Origin of the sequence: Edwardsiella sp. A.80236, assembly GCF_044540725.1 — a bacterium.
Classification (GTDB): domain Bacteria; phylum Pseudomonadota; class Gammaproteobacteria; order Enterobacterales; family Enterobacteriaceae; genus Edwardsiella; species Edwardsiella tarda.
The window spans coordinates 83,946-104,288 of the sequence record NZ_JBIUCY010000013.1 but is presented as its reverse complement, the minus strand read 5'-3'; the positions used below and the strand labels follow the sequence as shown (position 1 = coordinate 104,288).

Sequence of the window (20,343 nt, the reverse complement as noted above, 5' to 3'; positions counted from 1 at the left end):
CCGCCTGATACGGCCACACAGTCTCGACATAAAAAAACAGTGAAGCCCTAGCTTCACCGTTTTTTCTTAGCGCACATCCCTGAGTTAACGGAACAGCGCCTCAATACTCAGCCCCTGTCCCTGCAAGATCTCACGCAGGCGCCGCAACCCCTCCACTTGGATTTGCCTCACCCGCTCGCGCGTCAGGCCGATCTCCCGACCGACATCCTCCAAGGTGGCCGCCTCGTAGCCCAACAGGCCAAAACGACGCGCCAACACCTCACGCTGCTTGGCGTTCAATTCGAACAACCATTTGACGATACTCTGCTTCATATCATCGTTCTGGGTGCAATCCTCCGGACCGCTCTCATTCTCATCGGTCAGAATATCCAGCAGCGCCTTCTCCGAATCGCCACCCAACGGGGTATCGACCGAGGTGATACGCTCGTTAAGACGCAGCATGCGACTGACATCATGCACCGGCTTCTCCAGCTGCTCGGCGATCTCCTCTGCACTCGGCTCATGATCCAGCTTATGTGACAGTTCGCGCGCGGTACGCAGATAGACGTTCAGCTCTTTGACAATATGGATAGGGAGGCGAATGGTGCGGGTCTGGTTCATAATGGCCCGTTCGATAGTCTGACGGATCCACCAGGTGGCATAGGTAGAAAAACGGAAACCGCGCTCGGGGTCGAACTTCTCCACCGCCCGGATCAGACCCAGGTTGCCCTCTTCGATCAGATCGAGCAATGCCAGACCACGATTACTGTAGCGCCGGGAGATTTTCACCACCAGACGCAGGTTACTTTCGATCATACGCTTACGCGATGCCTCATCCCCACGCAAAGCGCGGCGGGCGAAGAAAACCTCTTCTTCGGCAGTCAGCAGCGGTGCATAACCGATTTCACCAAGATAAAGTTGCGTCGCGTCGAGGACGCGTTGCGAGATAGCCTGAGACAGCAATTCATCATCGACGAGGTCATTTTCCATGGACTCGTCAACGAGAGCCTTCTCGTCAAAACCATCCTCAACGCCATCCTCCAATTCGATTTCGTCATGTAATTCGTTAGCTTTCAGCGTAGTATGACTCATAGCTGTACCCTACCCGTGATTTGCGAGCAGGATACAGCGACCCTGCTCAAACTATCGCTGCGGCAGATATTGCAGCGGGTTTACGGATTTTCCCTTGTAACGAATTTCAAAATGCAATCTTACTGAGCTGGCACCGGTACTGCCCATGGTGGCAATTTTTTGACCCGCCTTCACCTCTTGTTGCTCCCGGACCAGCATGGTGTCGTTATGGGCGTAGGCGCTCAGGTAGTCATCATTGTGTTTAATGATGATCAGGTTTCCGTAGCCGCGTAACGCATTCCCGGCGTACACCACCCGCCCATTGGCGGTGGCCAGCACCGGTTGCCCACGCGAACCCGCGATATCGATCCCCTTGTTGCCCCCTTCGGCAGACGAGAAGTTTTCGATGATCTTACCGTCAGCAGGCCAACGCCAAGTCCCTACCGGCGCCGAGCTGGATGACGATGCAGAAACCGCCGTCGCACTGCTTGCTGCGCCGGCCGCAGGCAACATCTTGCCTACATTCTGTTTACCCGAAGAGTCAGAATACGCGCTGGCTGATTTAGAATCAATATTCGCCGATTGAATTTGTGCGCTGCTTGGCTGACTGGGAACAATATTATTATTGGCCGCCAACATGCCACCGCCGCCACCATTACCGTTAATGCGAATCACCTGGCCAACATTCAAGCTATAAGGCGCCTGAATATTATTACGTGAGGCCAGATCGCGAAAATCGTTGCCGGTGATCCAGGCGATATAAAACAGCGTATCGCCACGCTTAACGGTATAGCTTTCGCCGTTATAGCTCCCCTTAGGAATCGACTGATAACTACGGTTATAAATAATATGTCCACTGGCATCGGTCTGGACATGGCCACCCGAAGAGAGCATGCGGCCACCGCCGCTTGAGCCATTGACCGAGCTGATCGGCGCAGAATTCTCGTTGCTGCTACACCCCGCCAGCCACATGGTAACCAGCGTACACATCGCCACCCGGCGCCACTTAATCATTGGGCTTCCCGTGCTCATGATTCCCCCATGACAGCATTCTTTTCTTAAAAAGATCATTCATTCGATATACCCGAAAATGCCGAATCGCGCGCGGCCCAAACCGGCCAAAAACGACGGGTATTCACCGCTTAGCGCGGTAGCCTATAGCGTAAGAGGATGAATTGGACACTAAAAAGCCCATCTAGGTCAAATCGGGATGCCGTCAACATCCCCCTTATTCTCGCGCTTTCGGACTCTTCCCCCGCCCTCACCGACCCTCTCCCCTCGCTCCCTCTCGGCGCGATGGACGCCGCCTCGGCTACGGCGTGGCGCGTGGTGAATGAAGCATAATGGTAATCTCGTCACCCTGCACGGCGCCGTGTGCCATTAATTCTTCACGCTAACTCGCCCCCCACCAACGGGACGAAACGTACCGGCTCGATAGACTCGACCAGATACTCATCGCCCCGCCGCTGGATACGACGCAGAAATTGTGGCTGAGCCGCTTCGCCGACGGGCAACACCAAACGCCCCCCTTCGGCCAGTTGCGCCAACAATGCCGGCGGGATCTCCGGCGCGGCGGCGGTCACGATAATCGCATCGAAGGGCCCCCGTGAGGCCCAACCTTGCCAGCCATCACCGTGACGCGTAGAGACGTTATGCAGATCCAATTGTTTGAGACGGCGCTTCGCCTGCCACTGTAGGCTCTTGATGCGTTCGACCGAATAGACATGGGGGGCCAGATGAGCCAGTACCGCCGTCTGGTAACCGGAACCGGTGCCGATCTCCAACACACGCGAGTTGGGCTGTAGGGCCAACAGCTCGGTCATGCGCGCCACCATGTAAGGCTGCGAAATGGTTTGCCCCAACCCGATCGGCAAGGCCGTATTATCGTAGGCCTTGTGGGACATCGCCTCGTCGATAAAGCGCTCACGCGGCACCTCGGCGATGGCCTTCAGCACGGCCTCATCGCGGATCCCTTGACGCATCAACTGTTGGATCAGTAACAATACTCGGCGATCTACCATGCCGCACCGCCCTTATCGGCACGCCCCAGCCAATCGCTCAACCGTTCACGCGCGCTGTGCGCCGTGAGATCCACCTGCAGCGGCGTCAGCGAGACGTAACCCGCCGCCAGCGCGGCGAAGTCAGTGTCGTCGCCCGCATCCTGCTTGGCGCCCGGCGGCCCGATCCACATCAGCGGTTTACCGCGCGGATCCTGCTGATGGATCACCGTCTGCGCCGGTTGGCGACTCCCGCAACGGGTGACTCGCCAGCCGCGGATCGCCTCCAACGGCAGATCGGGCACGTTGATATTCAAAATACGCCCGCTACGCAGCGGCTCGCCGGCCAGCATTCTCAGCAAACGGCAGGTAATCGCCGCTGCCGTCTCATAATGGCGCTCGCCATCCAGCGACACGGCCAATGCGGGGAAGCCCAGATGACGCCCCTCCATCGCCGCGGCCACCGTGCCCGAATAGATGACGTCATCGCCCAGATTGGGACCGGCGTTGATGCCAGCGATGACGATATCGGGACGCGGGCGCATCAGGGCGTTCACCCCCAGATAGACGCAGTCGGTCGGCGTGCCATCGATGATGCTGATATCGCCGTTAGCCAGCGTCTCACTGCGCAGCGGTGACTCCAACGTTAAGGCATTCGACGCCCCGCTGCGGTTACGATTAGGGGCGACGATCTGTACCTGGGCAAACTCACGTAAGGCGCTAGCCAGCGTCTGAATGCCCGGCGCCCTCACACCATCGTCATTACTCAGCAAGATCCGCATCGGGGTTTTCCTGACAGAACAGTTCACGCACCACACTGGTGGCGAAACTACCGGCGGGCAGCGCAAAGGTCAGCTCGACGGTGGCGTCATCCCACCAGTTCCAGGCCAGCGCCTGCGGTTGCAACAGTACCGCCCGGCGTGCCGGTTCGACTCGCTCGCGCGCCAATAGCGCCAGCAAGTCAGGATAAGCCTCAAGGACGCGGCGCTCGAAGGCTAACGCCTCGCCGCAGATACCGCCATCACCGTCGCCGGGCAAGGCGGCCGTGATACGCAACTCGCCCGCATCCAGACGCTGTTGGAGCGCCGCCAGCTCCGTCTGTGGCGCGACAAACCAGCTACCGCGTCCGGCTAACTGCAAGGCGTCACCCTCCAGCACGCGGCCAAAACAGCCGGCAGCCAGTCGCTCGCTCACCAATTGGTTGAATAGCGCGCTGCGCGTGGCGGAGAGATAGAAGCCGCGCTTGGCACGCTCCTTGACACGGATCTGATCGGCCGCCCAGCGACGTGCCTGATGTAGGTTGTTACCACCACGCCCAAAACGCTGCTCACCGAAATAGTTGGGCACCCCCTGCGCCGCCACCCGGCGTAGACGCTCTTCGACCTCGGCGCTGTCGCTGATGTGGCGCAGCACCAGACGGAACGCATTGCCGCGCAGCGTACCGATACGCAACTTCTTACGATGGCGGGTTACCGCCAATACTTGGCAGCCTTCCAACACAAACTGACTGAAATCCGGCGTATCCGCTCCCGGCAGATGCAGACAGAACCATTGCTCCGTCACCGCGTGACGATCCTTCAACCCGGCGTAGCTGACGGCACGCGGCGAGAGACGTGCAAAACGCGCCAGATTCTCCGCCACAAACTGGGTATTACAGCCCTCTTTGCGCAGGCGTACCAACACGTGCTCGCCGTCGCCGTCAGGCGTGAAGCCCAGATCCTCGGCGACAAAGAAATCCTCGGCGAACGCCTTGAGCACCCCGGTCGCCGTCGGGCGGCCATGCAAATACTGTAGCGAGGCAAAATCCATCGATCACTCCTTGACCAATAACGCCACCGCCTCGCAGGCGATCCCCTCGCCCCGGCCGGTGAATCCCAGACGCTCGGTGGTGGTCGCCTTGACGTTAACGTCGTCGATATGGCAGGCCAGATCCTCCGCGAGGAAGACGCGCATCTGCGGAATATGCGGCGCCATCTTCGGTGCCTGGGCGATGAGAGTAATATCCAGGTTCCCCAGACGATAGCCCTTAGCGCGAATACGGCGATAGGCCTCGCGCAACAGCGCGCGGCTATCCGCGCCCTTATAGGCCGGATCGGTATCCGGGAACAACTTGCCAATATCCCCCAGCGCCGCCGCCCCTAACAGGGCGTCCGTCGCGGCATGCAGGGCGACATCGCCATCGGAATGGGCCAATAATCCCTGCGGATGCGCGATACGCACGCCGCCGATAATCAGCGGCCCCTCACCGCCAAAGCGGTGGACATCAAAACCGTGACCAATTCTCATCGGTTATTACTCCTGTCAATGCGCCAAGGAGGTCGAGCGCGCCAGATAGAACTCTGCCAACGCCAAATCTTCCGGACGGGTAACTTTGATATTATCCGCTCGCCCGTGCACCAATCGCGGATGGTAACCACAATACTCTAGCGCCGACGCCTCATCGGTCACCGTTGCCCCCTCATCCAGGGCGCGTTGCAAGCACTGCAACAGTAGATCCCGTGGGAACAGCTGCGGCGTCAATGCATGCCACAGATCCTGGCGATCGACGGTATGGGCGATCAGCGGGCGGCCCGCCTCGGCGCGCTTCATGGTATCGCACACCGGTGCCGCCAGTATCGCCCCCTGGTGCGCCGTATTCACGCAGCTGAGTAAACGGGCCAGATCATCGGCGTGGAGGCAGGGGCGCGCGGCGTCATGCACCAAAACCCACTCGGCCTCCGAGGCCGCCTGCAGCGCGGCGAGCACCGATTCGGCGCGGGTCTCTCCCCCGGCCACGCGACTCACCCGCCCATCATCCGCCAAGGCGAGCGTGGAAAAGTGTCGATCCTGCGGATGCAGCGCGACGATCGCCTGCGGCACCGAGGGATGGCGGAGCAGCGCCGCGACGGCGTGCTCCAGAATGGTCTTTCCGGCCAGCGGTAAATACTGCTTAGGCGTACTGCTTTGCATCCGGCTACCGATGCCAGCGGCCGGCACAATGGCGACGATGGACGGCGCCCTACCTGAATCATGATCGTTCATCAGCGAGTTTCGTTATCGACTATGAAGGCATGGCCGTCGCCATGCAGAGAATTCAGCGATTCGACATCACCGATGGGGACGTCGAGTTTGGCTGGGGAGCGCTCCCGGCCATGCGGCGTTTGTTCTGATCGGGCACCAAGCGGTAGAAGGTTTCCCCCGGCTTGATCATGCCCAACTCATTGCGGGCGCGCTCTTCGATCGCCTCCTGCCCACCGTTCAGATCGTCGATCTCGGCGAACAGTTGGTCGTTGCGCGACTTCAGCTTAGCGTTATTCGCCTGCTGTACCGCCACGTCTTGCTTCACCCGCATATAATCATGGAGGCCATTCTTACCGACCCACAGCGAATACTGTAGCCAGCCTAACAACACCATCAACAATAGCGTCAGTTTACCCATTCACGCCCCCTGAAAAACCGCCCAATCATCCCATAACTTCCGTCGGGACTCCATAATGGGCGGTAAAATTCCCCGCGTGCACACGGCATTACATCCCCCCACGGATCAGACCGCCGACGCCGCGCCGCTCTAAGAAAGAGGCCGTCAGGTGGCGAACCTCGGTCGAGGAGTGGGTCGCCACCATGCGGGCGGCCAGCCGCTCCATATCCGCCAGATCCAGATGACGCAGCAGGTACTTAATACGCGGTACGCTGTGACCGTTCATGCTCAGTTGGCGAAAGCCCAGCCCGACCAACAGCAACGCCCCCATCGGATCGCCCGCCATCTCGCCACAGACACTGACCGGCAGGGCGAGCGTATTACACTCGCGCACCACCTGCTGTAGCAGGCGCAACATCGCCGGATGCAGCCCGTCATACAACGCAGCCACCCGAGTATTGTTACGATCCACCGCCAGCAGATACTGGGTCAAATCGTTGGTGCCCACGGAGATAAAGTCGACGCGCGTGGCCAGCTCCGGCAGCATATAGGCCAACGCCGGGACCTCGAGCATCACGCCGACACGCGGGCGCGGTAGGGCATAGCCCAACATGGTCTCCACCTCGCGTCCGGCACGCTCGATCAGCCGACGGGCCTCGTCGACCTCCGCCAGGGTGGTCACCATCGGCAACAGAATACTCAGGTTGCCGCTGGCGGCGTTGGCACGCAGCATGGCGCGCAGCTGTACCAGGAAGATCTCCGGCTGATCGAGGGTGATACGCAGCCCGCGCCACCCCAGGCTCGGGTTCTCTTCGCTGATCGGCATGTAGGGCAACTGCTTGTCGGCGCCGATATCCAGGGTGCGCAGCACCACCGGTTTCTCGGGATTGATCTGCAACATCCCTTGATACTGGGCGACCTGCTCCTCTTCCGAGGGAAAACCGCTCTGTAGCATGAAGGGGATCTCGGTACGATACAGCCCCACCCCGTCGACGCACCCCTCCAGACGCTGTTCATGTTCGGCACTCAGACCGGCATTCAGCAGCACGCTGATACGCTCACCGCTGCGCAACTGAGCCGGGCGATCCGATTCCGCCTCGGTCTTACGACTCAGCGCCAGCTCCTCACTGATCAAGCGCTGGTACTCCTGCACCAGCACCGGCTCCGGCTCCACCAACACCTCGCCACGGTAGCCATCGATCACCAGCAACCGTTCATGCAACAGGGCGGGACGGATATCCGCCCCCATCACCGTGGGCACCCCCATCGCTCGCAGGATGATCGCCGCATGGGAGTTAGAGGCGCCGTCGCGCACCACCACCCCCAACAGACAGGATTGCGGGATCTCGGCCAGCAGACTCGGCGTCAACTCGTCGGCGACCAGAATGAAGCGATCCGGCCAAGGCGCCGGGCCGATCGCGTTATCATCCAAATGGAACAACAGACGTTGGCCAAGCGCGCGGAGATCGCTGGCGCGCTCGCGCATGTAGCTATCTTGCAGGCTGGCAAACTGTGCGGCGAAATGCTCCGTCACCTGCTTCACCGCCCACTCCGCCACCGCGCCGCCATCCACGTGGCGCATCAACTCGCGTTTCAGGCGCGGATCATTGAGCAGGTGAGAGTAGAGATCGAAGATCGCTGCGCTCTCTTTCTGTGCGCTGGCACCGAAGCGTTTACTGTAGCGGCGAAACTCGCTGGCCGCCTCTTCCAAGGCCCGCGCCAGGCGTTCGCGCTCACTCTCCGTGTCCAGGGTCGAGGCCTCATAGACATGCTCCAGCGCCGGCTGGCTGATATCCATCCACCCCTTACCCACCGCGACCCCGGGCGAGGTGGCGATAGCGCGCAGGCGGTTCTGGCGTAGACGGCCGAACAGGCTATTGAGTTGAGTCTGCGACAAGATACCCGCCAGCTGCGTGGCCAGCGTGACTAAGAAGGACTCTTCGACCTCATCGAACTGGCGTGAGGCGCGTTGCTGAACCACCAAGACCCCCAACAACTGGCGGCGGTAGATCATCGGCACCCCGAGGAAGGCGCGATAACGCTCCTCCCGCACCTGGGGAAGGTATTTAAAACTGGGATGTTTCGGTGCATCAGCCAGGTTGACCGGCTCGGCCAGGCGGCCAACCAGGCCGACTATCCCCTCGTCGAAAGAGAGCGCCACTACCCTGCCGCGTGGCTTCTGCAGGCCACGCGTGGCCATCAGGTAGTAACACTGGCGATCGTCATCGGCCAGGTAGACGGAGCAGACCTCCGTCTCCATCGCCCGGCAGGTTTCATCCACCAACACATTCAGCGCTTCATTCAGGCTGGCGGCGGCGGCCACCCTCTCCACGATCTCGCGCAGGCGCGTAAGCATGATAACGGCCACTTAACCTCTTTTACGGCGATAGCCGGGAGCCGAACGCCCCCCCTGGGCTACGCTCTCCTGCAAAGACATCACAACGGATGAGAACTCCTTCATCACCCGACGGTAGACATCGCGTTTAAACGACACAACCTGACGCACCGGATACCAGTAGCTGACCCAGCGCCAGCCATCAAACTCCGGTGTGTTGCTGCGCTGCATATTGATCTCTGCCTCGTTACACTGGAGCTGCAGTAAAAACCAGCGCTGCTTTTGGCCAATACAGACCGGCTTGGTATCCCAACGCACCAAACGTTTTGGTAATTTATAGCGTAACCAGTTACGCGTGGAGGCCAGTATTTTCACATCCTTACGCCCCAGCCCCACCTCTTCGAACAGTTCGCGATACATCGCCTGCTCAGGCGTCTCTCCGGCATTGATCCCACCTTGGGGGAACTGCCAGGAGTTTTGCCCATAACGGCGAGCCCACAACACCTGTCCCTGACGATTACAAATTACAATACCCACATTCGGGCGGTAGCCATCATCATCGATCACCAGACTACCTCGATAGCAAAATCGCAAGATACCCTGATTGTTTCACACTCCCACCAAGCGGTAAACCATTGGCGCTACGCCAAGATTAGGATCCGTCCTACCGTATAAATCCGGGATAACTCACAGATAAGTGCAAAGTTATAAACACAGGGCAGGATGTCATGACACGTTTATTCACTTTTTCTGTGGATATAGGTGTGCAGAACTGTCTGGAAAGAAGGGTAAAACTTCTCGCGACGGCCAAATGGTCAAAATGACCATAATAAATATTTCAATATGATTCATGGTGTTAATATTGAAAGTAGTGTTATCCACGGAGATAAAATGTGATCTAGGCACGCTTAGGATCCTGCGCTGTCTAAAGATCGCACAATGCCGATTTTATCCACAACATATCCGCAAAACTTGCACACTGCGGCAGCAATTTCGTAAAAACCCCCCCTCGTCAAGGCTGTAAATCAAACCAGTGTCGACGGTAATAATGGGTTATCCAAAATATCTGTGGATAAATAGGTGTAAGATCCTGTTCATTGCCAGTGGCTAGTAGTGCACAATAGCGTCGTGTCGCCGAAGGCGCAGAGGATATGATGAAAAATCTTATTATGAATCATCGTATTAATCATGCCACCGGCCATCCGTGGTCCCATTGTTGATAAGCGTAAAATGAGCGTACATTTTTTAACCAGATGATAAACGATCCCTTTCCACCGCTGACCCCCCCCGCCGATCGCCAGATATTATTGCAGCGAGCCTGGCGCTTGGCTGGCTATAGCTATGCCGAGTTGGCGCAACTGGCCGCGATCCCGCTACCGCACGATCTCCGACGGGACAAGGGGTGGGTCGGCACGCTGCTGGAACGCTGTCTCGGAGCCCGCTCCGGCAGTAAAGCGCAACAGGACTTCCCCGATTTGGGCGTCGAGCTGAAGAGTATTCCCATCGACGCTCACGGGCGCCCGCTAGAGACCACCTTTGTCTGCGTCGCCCCGCTCACCGGCAACACCGGCATTACCTGGGAGAGTTGCCACCTACGGCAAAAACTGCAGTGCGTCCTGTGGATCCCTGTCGAGGGTGAACGTCAGATCCCGCTGGCACAACGCCGCGTCGGCGCGCCACTCTTGTGGAGCCCCTCGGCACAAGAGGAGCAGGCGTTACGGCATGACTGGGAGGAGTTGATGGAGTTGATCGTCTTAGGGCGCGTCGACACCATCAGCGCGCGCCACGGTGAGGTGTTACAGCTACGCCCCAAGGCGGCCAACAGCCGCGCATTGACCGAAGGTATCGGGCCGCACGGTGAGCCGATCATGACGCTGCCACGCGGTTTCTATCTGAAGAAGCATTTTACCGCGGCGCTGCTGGCACGCCATTTCCTGGTGTAAACACAGATTTCTCCCGTCGCACACTGCGCGGGACGGGGCTATCGGTGTATACTGCTCGTTTATGGTTCGTTTAGGTATTTATCTCTATGTTTGCGTGGATTGTCGATCCGAATGCCTGGCTTGCACTGGGTACGCTGACGATTCTGGAAATCGTACTGGGCATTGATAACATCATCTTCCTCTCTCTGGTGGTAGCCAAACTCCCCAAGAAACAACAAAACAAGGCGCGCCGTATTGGCCTATTAGCAGCAATGGGGATGCGTCTGTGTCTGTTGGCCTCCATCGCCTGGGTGGCACATCTGGTTCACCCACTCTTCGAGATCATGGGTCATCCGGTCTCCGCTCGAGATCTGATCCTGCTACTCGGTGGGCTATTCCTGATCTATAAGGCCAGCAAAGAGGTCCATGAAACCATCGAAGGGAATAATGATAACCTCGCCACCCACGTGCACTCCTTTATGGGGGCCATCGTGCAGATCATGATGTTGGACATCATCTTCAGTCTCGACTCGGTGATCACCGCCATCGGCCTGTCCGACCATCTGTTCATCATGATGGCGGCTGTGGTCATCGCCGTCGGCGTCATGATGTTCGCCGCGCGGCCGATCGGTGAGTTCGTCGCCCGCCACCCCTCCGTCAAGATGTTGGCATTGGCGTTCCTGATCCTGGTCGGTTTCACCCTGATCCTGGAAAGCTTCGCCGTCCACGTTCCTAAGGGCTACATCTATTTCGCCATGTTCTTCTCCATGGCGGTCGAAAGCCTCAATCTGATCCGCAACAAGAAGAGCAACGACGGCGAATAACGCCTAGCCTGTTCGGTTCAGTGACACAGAGGGGGCATTCGCCCCCCTCTTTTTTTATCTTTCCACCGACGCGCTAACGCGCTTGCGCGTCGCGATCCGGGCAATCCTTACGGTTCAACACCTGAATACGCTCCTCCTCCTGGACGTGGTACACATACATCACCTTCATCCCGAACTGATTGACTCCCCGTTCGTGGCAATGTTTGATGAAGTGATTCAGGGCGTGACGCCGCAAACGCGCATCGCTGGCCTCCTCGCCCGTTAAGTGTACCCGATAGACCAGCACCAAAGTGCGCCCCTCCAGTCGAACGCGCCGCAATCCGATCCCCGGCGACTGTGGCGTCTCGCGTCCTGCCAGACGCTGATAGTGATCCAACATCTGGCGGCGATACTCGACCCAAAGCAAGGGATTTTCCTGTTTCTTCGCCAGCCAGCGTAGGACGAAACCGCTACTCAACCCACTCATCAGCAAGGCTAATAGCACCAGCGCCGAGATGGGCCGCCAGCCACGCCGCGCCAGCCACAGCGTCCGCCGACGCGCGCGTTGGACCGCCGCGACGACCCCCAGCATGAAAAACAGCACGAACAGAAAGCTGATCACCAGGTTGAAAGAACTTCCCTGATAAAACAGGTAGAGCAGTAAGGCGTTAAACCCCAGCAGTAACGCCCAGCTCGCGCTGCGCGGGAAACGCAGCATCGCCAGTAAGAGCAGCAGGGTGACCGGCCCCAGATAGCCCGCCGCCACCCGAAAAGGACGGGCCGAAAAGTCCTCGGGGAACATGACCAGCATCAACAGCGTCAGCAGCACGCAACTCGCCGCCGCCATCACCCCGCACAACTGATAAAAACGCAGATGATCATCGGATTCCGCGTTATGGTCCTCATCGGCGCCGAGCGAAATGGGATGTTTTATGAGCATATTTAATTAATATCTTGAATAAATGCACATAAAACATACCACAAGAATAATAAGTAGGTCACAGATAGTTTTATTATTCATCAGAATGATAACGGCACGGGCGATGCCGTGCCGTGTCTGTGCCACTGCGGCGTGTCACGTCCCGCTTATTGATTATTCTGAGCCGGCAATCCCAGGGCATCGCGCAGGGTAAAGAACAGATCGGTCTGATCCGTTAACCCCACCACATTGCCCGCATGGGGGCCATAGGCGGCGATACGCAGTTGAGCGCCGGTATGCTCCTGGCTATCGTCCTCTTCCGAGGTCCCGTAGCTGATGGTCATCGGCGCGCCATCACGGGTCAGCAGGGTCTGCGTCAGCCCCGGCGCCTTCGCGTCATTGGGGATAATCTGGCTGGTATGGGCATGATCGGCCGTCACCACCACCAGCGTATTCCCCTCGCGCCGGGCGAAATCCAATGCCGCCTGTACCGCCTCATCCAGATCGACCGTCTCACCGAACTGGCCGCACGGGTTAGCGGCGTGATCCTGCTTATCGATCGAGGCGCCCTCGACCTGTAAGAAGAAACCGTTTGGATTCTTGCTCAACAGGGAGATCGCCTTATTGGTCATCTGCGCCAACGTCGGCTGGTCGGCATTACGCTGTGGGTTAGGCTGACAGGTCACCGGTGCTTGCTGGTTACCATGGCGGGTCGCCTTGGGGCCTAGCCAACGCACCGGCATGTTGCCGGCGGCGAACAGCCCCAACAGCGGGCGCTGCTGATCTGCCGTCGTGACGGCATCCATCCCGGCCAGATCATTGACGATGTGGTAACCCTGGGCTTGGGCCTGCTGCAACAACGTCTTCCCCTTAAACTCACCGGCACCCACCGTCTGAGCGAAGCTCTTTGCCCCGCCCCCCAGCGTCACATCGGCGCGAGTCTGTAGCATCTGCTCGGTGATCGATCCGGCGCCGCCATTCTCCAGGGCATTCTCCGGGCATTTCTCGCGCGTCTCTTGCGGACCATAACACTTACGTCCGCTGACATGGGCGAACATCGCCGCCGGCGTGGCGTCCTGTAATTCGGCGGTAGAGACGTTGCCGGTCGCCTTGCCGGCGGCGCGCGCCATCTCTAATAGCGTCGGATAGGCCTTCCCCGTCACATCGATGCCCAGCGCACCATTGTAGGTCTTCACGCCGCTGCTCCAGGCGGTGGCCGAGGCGGCCGAATCGGTCACATAATTGGGCTTATGGGTCTTACGATCCAAGGCGTAATGCGTGTATTGCCCGGTCAACGGCAAGGCATCGATACCGGGTAGCATACCGCCGGCGCCCGCCGCATAGTTGCGCGCCGCCGTAATCTCCGCATCACCCATCCCATCGCCGATCAGCAGGATCACATTTTTCGCCGGACGATTGCTCAGCGAAGCGCGCAAGGCCTCGGTCTGATCGCCCAACAGGCGGCGGGCACCGCCCTGGCGGGTAATGTCGCCTTGGGCGGCACGATCGCTGAGGATACGCTGCGCATCGGCGCTGGAGGGAGCCGCCTGCGAGGCCTGAAGCGGCAGGGCCAACGTCAACGACAACATCAATAGAGAAAGGGAAAAGCGCTTATCACATGCCATGACAAAACTCCGTGTCGAAGGAAATAAATATTGGTTATTTAATGAATTGACTCGGAGTATAAGGAGAGAAGATGTCTATGCGGTGACAGCCCGATGACCGCGCGATGACAGCGCATCTCGGGCCGTCCCGCTACGCCTCAGCGTCGTCCCCAGCGCCAAACGGCGACGATGGCCAGGGCGAAGAGTAGACCGAAGCCCATGCCAACCCACACCACCCCGGCCCCACAACGGATAGCGACCGAGTAGGCGGCTAACATCAGCAACATCGCCACATTCTCCCCGAGGTTTTGTACTGCGATGGCGTGGCCGGCACCGACACTCTCCCGCCCACGCTGCTGTAACAGGGCGTTCAGCGGGACCACGAAGAAGCCGCCGCAGGCGCCGACCAGCAACAGTAGGCCATACGAAAGCGGCAGACTGTGCTGGAGGGAGAAGGATAACACCAGCAGGCCGATCAGGATCCCCGCCGGCATGCAGCGCCCCACCGTATCCAGCGTCACCCAGCGTCCGGCGGCGGCGGCGCCGGCCACGATGCCGACCGCCACCATCGCATTGAGCAGGGTCGGTGTGGTGTTGTCCGTCAATCCCAACACCGTCGGCACCCATAGCACCAACAGGAAGCGTAGCGTCACCCCGGCGCCCCAAAATAGGCTGGTTCCCACCAGCGAGAAGCGGGCCTCCGTGTTATGCCACAGCGTGCGGCAGGCGGCGCTAAACTCCGTCCACATCCCCCCCGGCCGCCAATCATCAATGCGCCGAGCCGGGGCGAGACGAGGAATCGCGACGTTGGCAATCAACGCTGCAGCATAGATCAACGCGCACACCGTGAACGCCGCTGGCAGATGCCAGTCAGCCAGCATGCCACCAGCGACGGAACCGATGAGGATCGCCGCGATGGTCGACGCCTCCATCAAGCCGTTGGCCTTCACCAGGTGAGCGCCACCGGTCAACTCGCCGAGAATGCCGTACTTCGCGGGGGAATAGGCCGCCGCACCGATGCCGACCAGGGTGTAACCGATAAACGGATTAACGCCGAGACAAATCAGCAGCGCCCCCAGCAGCTTTAGGCCATTGGCCAGCATCATCACCCGTCCCTTGGCAAAGCCGTCGGCCAGGCGGCCGACAAACGGCGCGCAGACGATATAGGCCGCAACAAACGCGATCTGCAACGCCGGCTGGCTCCACGGTGGAAAATGCAGTGTCTGCAATAACGCCAGGGTAGCAAAGAGTAAGGCATTATCGCCAAAGGCCGAGCAGAATTGGGCGACGATCACCGCCTTCATGCCACGCCCGGCGATGCCGTCGTCGCCGATGGGGACCTCACGCATCCGCCACCTCCGTCGATTCTGCCGACTCTGCCATGCGGCGCAGCGTCACGAAGTCAACCTTACCGCTACCTAACAACGGCAAGGTGCGCAGATAACGAATATCGCGCGCCACCGCCAACTCCGGAATCCCCGCGCGGCGGGCGGCTGTCAGTAAGCCTTCGCGCCCTAAGGTCGCATCGGTCGTAAAGAGGACCAAGGCCTCCCCCTTCTGCCGATCGCCCCGTGCGCTGGCGGCGTGCTCCCCCGTAGGACTCGCTTCCCGCGCCAATTGCTCCACCAGCTCCAGCGATATCATCTCTCCGGCCAGTTTAGCAAAACGCTTTAAGCGCCCTTGAATGGTGCAATAACCTTGCTCGTCCAGCGTCACAATATCCCCGGTGTCGTACCAGCCAGGCTCCCGCACGCCGTCGACATTCGTCGCCTGAGGCGGCTCCAGTACGCCCGGCGCCTCGACCCGCAGGTAACCCCGCATGATGTTGGGGCCTCGCAGTTGCAGGCACCCACCCTGGGCGATGCCCGCCACCGGGATCAGACGCGCCTCCATGCCGGGAAGAATACGCCCGACGCTGCCCACCCGCGCGGCCATCGGCACATTGATCGCCACCACCGGCGCGCACTCGGTGACGCCATACCCTTCGAGGATGCGGATACCGAACTTCTCGAACCAGATCCGAGCGGTATCTGCGGCCAGTTTCTCCGCACCGGCCACCACATAACGCAGGCGGGCGAAATCGTAAGGATGGGCGAAACGCGCATAGTGCCCCAGGAAGGTCGAGGTAGCAAACAACACGGTGCAGTTACGGTCGTAGACCATCTCCGGCACCATGCGATAGTGCAGCGGGCTAGGATAGAGAAACACCCGGCTACCGCACAGGAGCGGCGTCAATAGGCCGACCGTCAAACCAAAGGCATGAAACAGCGGCAACGCCGACATGAAACGATCGCGCGGCGTGAAGTCTGCCACGCAACGGATCTGCTCCACATTCGCCAGCAGGCTCCGATGCGAGTGCACCACCCCCTTGGGATTCCCCTCCGATCCGGAGGTAAACAGGATCAAGGCCGCCTGATCGGGATCACGCGCCAACATCGCCTGGGCCGGGCGCAGCAGATGCCACAGGATCCAGATCTTATCGCGCGCGCGTAGACTCGAACGCAGATCCTCCAGATAGACCCAACGTGCCTGTGGCAGTTGGTCCGGCAACGCCTCCAGACGCGCCTTGAGCAGAAACTGACGTGAGGTCACGATAGTCGCAATGTTACCCGCGAGTAACGCGTTGCGTAGTCCGGCCGCGCCGGCGGTATAGTTCAGCATCGCGGGCACGCGATTACGCAGCGTCGCGCCGAGGATGGTCGCCGCCGTGATGGTGGCGTTGGGTAACAACAGGCCGACGTGCTCCTCTTCGCGGGTAAAGCTTTGCAGGATGCGGCTCACCGCGAGGCTCTTCTTCAACAAGCCGCGGTAGCTATCTTCGCACAGATTAATATCATCGATGGCCTTGCTGCCCGCCCCATAACGCCGCATCGCCGCCAGATAGGCGGCAAACAGCGTGGTGACCGGCTGCGTATCCAGACGGGCACGCATCATGATGGCATGCAGGCGCTCCCCGGCCAATTGGCGGCGTTCACGCGCCCGCGCAGCCTGCGGTATCGCCAGTCGGGTGACCGGTAGCAGGTGGATCGCCAGCGGCGGCAACCAACGCAGCGGGAACAATCCCTTCAAGCGACCGAAGTGGCTAAACTCGGCACCTTCGATCCGCACCGGCATCAGGGTAGCGCCGGAGCGCGCCGCCACGAAGGCCGCCCCCTCGTAGACCTTCATCAATGATCCGGTCACGGTAATGCGCCCCTCGGGGAAGATCACCACCGGGCGTCCCTGTTCTACCAGGCGGATCAGGCGCTTCACCGCCATCGGTTTACGCGGATCTAACGCCACAATATCGACGAAGCGCCCAACCAGGCGCATCAACCTACTGTCGGCGATGGAGCTGTAGACGGCGAACACCGGACGCACCGGCAGATACAACGCCAGGAGAACCCCATCGAGAAATGAGACATGGTTGGGAACAATCAACAATTTGTCATAATCAAAACGCTGATCGAAACCGCTTAGGCGCAGGCGAAACAACCGTTTCAGCAACGCGCCGATCAATCGGTACAGCATGAACATCTCCCTATGTGCGGCAGAAATGGGGGGCGCAAGCATACTACCCCATGGCCGCAAGCGCGCAAACCGCAGGGAGGGGAATATCTGCGTCGACACACAGCGAAGAGCGACAGGCAAAAAAAAACCTACGCATCCGCGTAGGTCGGTGTAATTGTTGGTCGATCTTCCGGCGGGAAGATCCTCACATCACCAATCAATACCTCTGGGATAATCAGTGTAGGAAAAGATCGGCCATCACCACCACGAATAATTCGCAAGCTAGCAGTAAACAATGAAACAGAATGTAAGCGGAGTCGGCGTGGCGTAACCGTGTCGCGCGGTTCGACAAAAAATAGGCAAAAAAAACCTACGCATCCGCGTAGGTCGGTGTAATTTTGTTGGCTTCAGCAACTGAAAACTGAACTCTCACCAATCAATACCTCTGGGACATTCAGCATACGAGGCTTCGTGCTCATCCATGAAGTCCCGAATAGCAACATTCGGCAGCAAAATGTAACTAGCGGTGAACTTTGTTGATTTACGCAAATATTAGACGCTCAAACGCGCACACCCGCTTGCAGGCTGAGCGCTTTTCCGCAACACTGGTGTAAACGTTTACCACTTGCAGTTGGATACTCCCGATCATGGCTACGATCAAGGATGTTGCCAGACTGGCCGGCGTATCAGTCGCCACCGTCTCCCGCGTCATCAATAATTCCCCGAAGGCCAGCGATAGCTCGCGTGAAGCGGTGCAGGCCGCCATGGCGCAACTACGTTACCACCCCAACGCTAATGCCCGCGCCTTGGCCCAACAGGCGACGGAGACCCTCGGACTGGTGGTCTGCGATGTCTCCGATCCCTTCTTCGGCGCCATGGTCAAGGCGGTCGAGCAGGTGGCTTACCAGACCGGTAACTTCCTGCTGATCGGTAATGGTTACCATGAGCAGCAGAAAGAGCGTCAGGCCATCGAACAGCTGATCCGCCACCGTTGCGCGGCGCTGGTGGTCCACGCCAAGATGATCCCCGACGACGAGCTGGCCGCCCTGATGCAGCAGATCCCCGGCATGGTGCTGATCAACCGCACGCTGCCCGGGTATGAGCAGCGCTGTGTGGCGCTGGACGATCGCCATGGCGGCTGGCTGGCGACGCGCCATCTCATTCATCAGGGGCACCGCCGCATCGCTTGCATCTGCTCCAATCACGCCATCTCCGATGCCCAGGATCGCCTGCAAGGCTATCTCGACGCCATGCATCAGTATGAACTCCCGATCGACGAACGCCTGATCGCCTATGCCTCCCCCGATGAGATCGGCGGGGAGCAGGCCATGACCGAGCTGCTAGGTCACGGCAGCGATTTCAGCGCCGTCACCTGCTATAACGATCCGATGGCTGCCGGCGCCTTGTCGGTGCTTAACGATAATGGCATCGACGTGCCGGGTAGCGTCTCGCTGATCGGCTTCGATGACGTCCTCATCGCGCGTTATCTGCGCCCGCGCCTCACCACCATCCGCTACCCGGTCATCGCCATGGCGACCCAGGCCGCAGAGTTGGCCTTAGCGCTGGCCGCCGGGCGTGAGCTCCCCCCTACCACCAACATGTTTAATCCGACCCTGGTCTGCCGCCACTCCGTCTCTCCTCGTAAGGCGGTGTGATACACTGTGTGCCATCACCGCCACACGCTGTAACGAGAGGAAGGATTATGATCACCATGCTTGACGTCGCACGCCGCGCGGGCGTGTCTAAAGCCACGGTATCGCGCGTGCTCAACGCTACCGGGCAAGTCAAGCAGAGCACCCGCAACGCCGTATTTCATGCCATGGAGGAGTTAGGCTATCGGCCAAACCTGCTGGCGCAGGCGCTGGCCAATCAGACCTCCAACACCCTGGGGTTGGTGATCTCCCACTTTGACGGCCCCTACTTTGGCCGACTACTGCGCCAGGCGGCGAGCCAGGTGGAAGCCAGCGGCAAACAGCTGATCGTCACCGATGGCCACGATACGCCCGAGGGTGAGCGCCAGGCGGTACAGATGCTGAGCGACCGGCGCTGCGACGCTATCGTGCTGTATACCCGTTTCATGTCCGAGGCCGATCTGATGGCCCTGGTGCGCCAATACCCCTCGCTGATGGTGATCAACCGCGCCTTACCCCAGGCACCAGAACGCTGTGTCTACTTCGAACAGCGCGCCGCCGCGCGCCAGGCGGTCGAGTACCTCATTAGCCGCGGTCATCGCCACATCGGTTGCATCACCCTGACCATCGATACGCCGACCGGGCAGGCACGTCTGCAAGGCTACCGTGATGCCCTGCTGGCACAAGGCGTTAGTCTCGCGCCACACGGCATCGCCCACGGCGACAACAGCATCGCCGGCGGCTACCAGGCCTGCCAACGCCTCTTGGCCACCGGAGCACCGCCGTTCAGCGCCCTCTTTTGCTGCAACGACGACATGGCCATCGGCGCGCTACGCGCGCTGAATCAGGCCGGACTCCGCGTGCCGCAACAGGTCTCCCTGTTCGGCTTCGACGATGAACCGAGCGCCGCCTACCTTACTCCGGCGCTCTCCACCGTCTACCTCCCCATCGATGCCATGATCACCGCCGCCATTCAACAGGCGCTACGCCTCAGTCGGGGCGAGGCGGTCGACGCGCTTGCCCCCTTTGGCGGTGAAATGCGCCTGCGGGAATCCGTCGCCGATTTCGTCACGACGGCATGACGTGTCGACAAAAGTGTCGATATGCCATGCCGGATATCGACATTGTCCATCCACCTTGCGAGGTGGAATATCACAATGCATTGTTTTAAATGAAATAAATAATATCAATATAAT

At 59.6% G+C, this 20,343-nt stretch carries 18 protein-coding genes; 4 read left to right on the top strand and 14 right to left on the bottom strand.

What is annotated here, in order from left to right; translation table 11 throughout:
- Positions 1–84 precede the first annotated feature (84 nt).
- The 10 genes from rpoS to rppH all read right to left on the bottom strand — a co-directional run bounded on the left by rpoS (position 85) and on the right by rppH (position 9,346).
- Complete coding sequence (rpoS, locus tag ACEQFP_RS12195) at positions 85–1,071, bottom strand: RNA polymerase sigma factor RpoS (protein WP_005281944.1); 987 nt, start codon at positions 1,069–1,071, stop codon at positions 85–87.
- A gap of 51 nt (positions 1,072–1,122) precedes the next feature.
- Positions 1,123–2,064: a murein hydrolase activator NlpD gene (gene nlpD, locus ACEQFP_RS12190; protein ID WP_005281946.1), complete on the bottom strand. Its 942-nt coding sequence runs from the start codon at positions 2,062–2,064 to the stop codon at positions 1,123–1,125.
- A gap of 374 nt (positions 2,065–2,438) precedes the next feature.
- Positions 2,439–3,071, bottom strand: coding sequence for a protein-L-isoaspartate(D-aspartate) O-methyltransferase (locus ACEQFP_RS12185; protein WP_005281948.1), 633 nt, complete (start codon positions 3,069–3,071; stop codon positions 2,439–2,441).
- Positions 3,065–3,829 carry a 5'/3'-nucleotidase SurE gene (gene surE / locus ACEQFP_RS12180; RefSeq protein WP_077999810.1) on the bottom strand — a complete coding sequence of 255 codons (765 nt, stop codon included), beginning with the start codon at positions 3,827–3,829 and terminating at the stop codon, positions 3,065–3,067. Before surE ends, ACEQFP_RS12185 begins: the two co-directional genes overlap by 7 nt.
- Positions 3,810–4,856 carry a tRNA pseudouridine(13) synthase TruD gene (gene truD / locus ACEQFP_RS12175; protein WP_005281953.1) on the bottom strand — a complete coding sequence of 349 codons (1,047 nt, stop codon included), beginning with the start codon at positions 4,854–4,856 and terminating at the stop codon, positions 3,810–3,812. Before truD ends, surE begins: the two co-directional genes overlap by 20 nt.
- A 3-nt stretch (positions 4,857–4,859) precedes the next feature.
- Positions 4,860–5,333, bottom strand: coding sequence for a 2-C-methyl-D-erythritol 2,4-cyclodiphosphate synthase (gene ispF / locus ACEQFP_RS12170; protein ID WP_005281955.1), 474 nt, complete (start codon positions 5,331–5,333; stop codon positions 4,860–4,862).
- A gap of 15 nt (positions 5,334–5,348) precedes the next feature.
- Positions 5,349–6,068: a 2-C-methyl-D-erythritol 4-phosphate cytidylyltransferase gene (ispD, locus tag ACEQFP_RS12165; protein WP_005281957.1), complete on the bottom strand. Its 720-nt coding sequence runs from the start codon at positions 6,066–6,068 to the stop codon at positions 5,349–5,351.
- Positions 6,069–6,120: 52 nt separating this feature from the next.
- Positions 6,121–6,465: a cell division protein FtsB gene (gene ftsB / locus ACEQFP_RS12160; protein ID WP_005281959.1), complete on the bottom strand. Its 345-nt coding sequence runs from the start codon at positions 6,463–6,465 to the stop codon at positions 6,121–6,123.
- A gap of 88 nt (positions 6,466–6,553) precedes the next feature.
- Positions 6,554–8,800: a phosphoenolpyruvate--protein phosphotransferase gene (gene ptsP / locus ACEQFP_RS12155; RefSeq protein WP_068870387.1), complete on the bottom strand. Its 2,247-nt coding sequence runs from the start codon at positions 8,798–8,800 to the stop codon at positions 6,554–6,556.
- 12 nt (positions 8,801–8,812) lie between these two features.
- Positions 8,813–9,346, bottom strand: a complete 534-nt coding sequence (gene rppH / locus ACEQFP_RS12150) for an RNA pyrophosphohydrolase (protein WP_005281964.1) — start codon at positions 9,344–9,346, stop codon at positions 8,813–8,815.
- 686 nt (positions 9,347–10,032) lie between these two features.
- On the opposite strand from rppH, the gene mutH reads away from it, so the two are divergent.
- A complete protein-coding gene (mutH, locus tag ACEQFP_RS12145; protein WP_005296423.1) occupies positions 10,033–10,722 on the top strand; it encodes a DNA mismatch repair endonuclease MutH in 690 nt (229 codons plus the stop codon).
- Between the two features lie 86 nt (positions 10,723–10,808).
- Positions 10,809–11,525 (top strand): TerC family protein, encoded by a 717-nt coding sequence (locus tag ACEQFP_RS12140; RefSeq protein ID WP_005281973.1) that lies wholly within the window; start codon positions 10,809–10,811, stop codon positions 11,523–11,525.
- A gap of 73 nt (positions 11,526–11,598) precedes the next feature.
- On the opposite strand, the gene ACEQFP_RS12135 is transcribed toward ACEQFP_RS12140, so the two are convergent.
- The 4 genes from ACEQFP_RS12135 to aas form a co-directional block, all read right to left on the bottom strand.
- On the bottom strand, positions 11,599–12,444 hold the full coding sequence (locus ACEQFP_RS12135; RefSeq protein ID WP_005281975.1) for a hypothetical protein: 846 nt from the start codon (positions 12,442–12,444) through the stop codon (positions 11,599–11,601).
- Between the two features lie 146 nt (positions 12,445–12,590).
- Positions 12,591–14,048: an alkaline phosphatase gene (gene phoA / locus ACEQFP_RS12130; protein ID WP_035596880.1), complete on the bottom strand. Its 1,458-nt coding sequence runs from the start codon at positions 14,046–14,048 to the stop codon at positions 12,591–12,593.
- A 137-nt stretch (positions 14,049–14,185) separates the two neighbouring features.
- A complete protein-coding gene (gene lplT / locus ACEQFP_RS12125; RefSeq protein ID WP_370547217.1) occupies positions 14,186–15,376 on the bottom strand; it encodes a lysophospholipid transporter LplT in 1,191 nt (396 codons plus the stop codon).
- Positions 15,369–17,537: a bifunctional acyl-ACP--phospholipid O-acyltransferase/long-chain-fatty-acid--ACP ligase gene (gene aas, locus ACEQFP_RS12120; protein ID WP_370547216.1), complete on the bottom strand. Its 2,169-nt coding sequence runs from the start codon at positions 17,535–17,537 to the stop codon at positions 15,369–15,371. Before aas ends, lplT begins: the two co-directional genes overlap by 8 nt.
- 626 nt (positions 17,538–18,163) lie before the next feature.
- Between aas and galR the strand changes: the two genes are divergently transcribed.
- Positions 18,164–19,171 (top strand): HTH-type transcriptional regulator GalR, encoded by a 1,008-nt coding sequence (gene galR / locus ACEQFP_RS12115; RefSeq protein WP_005281987.1) that lies wholly within the window; start codon positions 18,164–18,166, stop codon positions 19,169–19,171.
- A 47-nt stretch (positions 19,172–19,218) separates the two neighbouring features.
- Positions 19,219–20,229, top strand: a complete 1,011-nt coding sequence (locus tag ACEQFP_RS12110) for a LacI family DNA-binding transcriptional regulator (RefSeq protein ID WP_005281988.1) — start codon at positions 19,219–19,221, stop codon at positions 20,227–20,229.
- Positions 20,230–20,343: the final 114 nt, after the last annotated feature.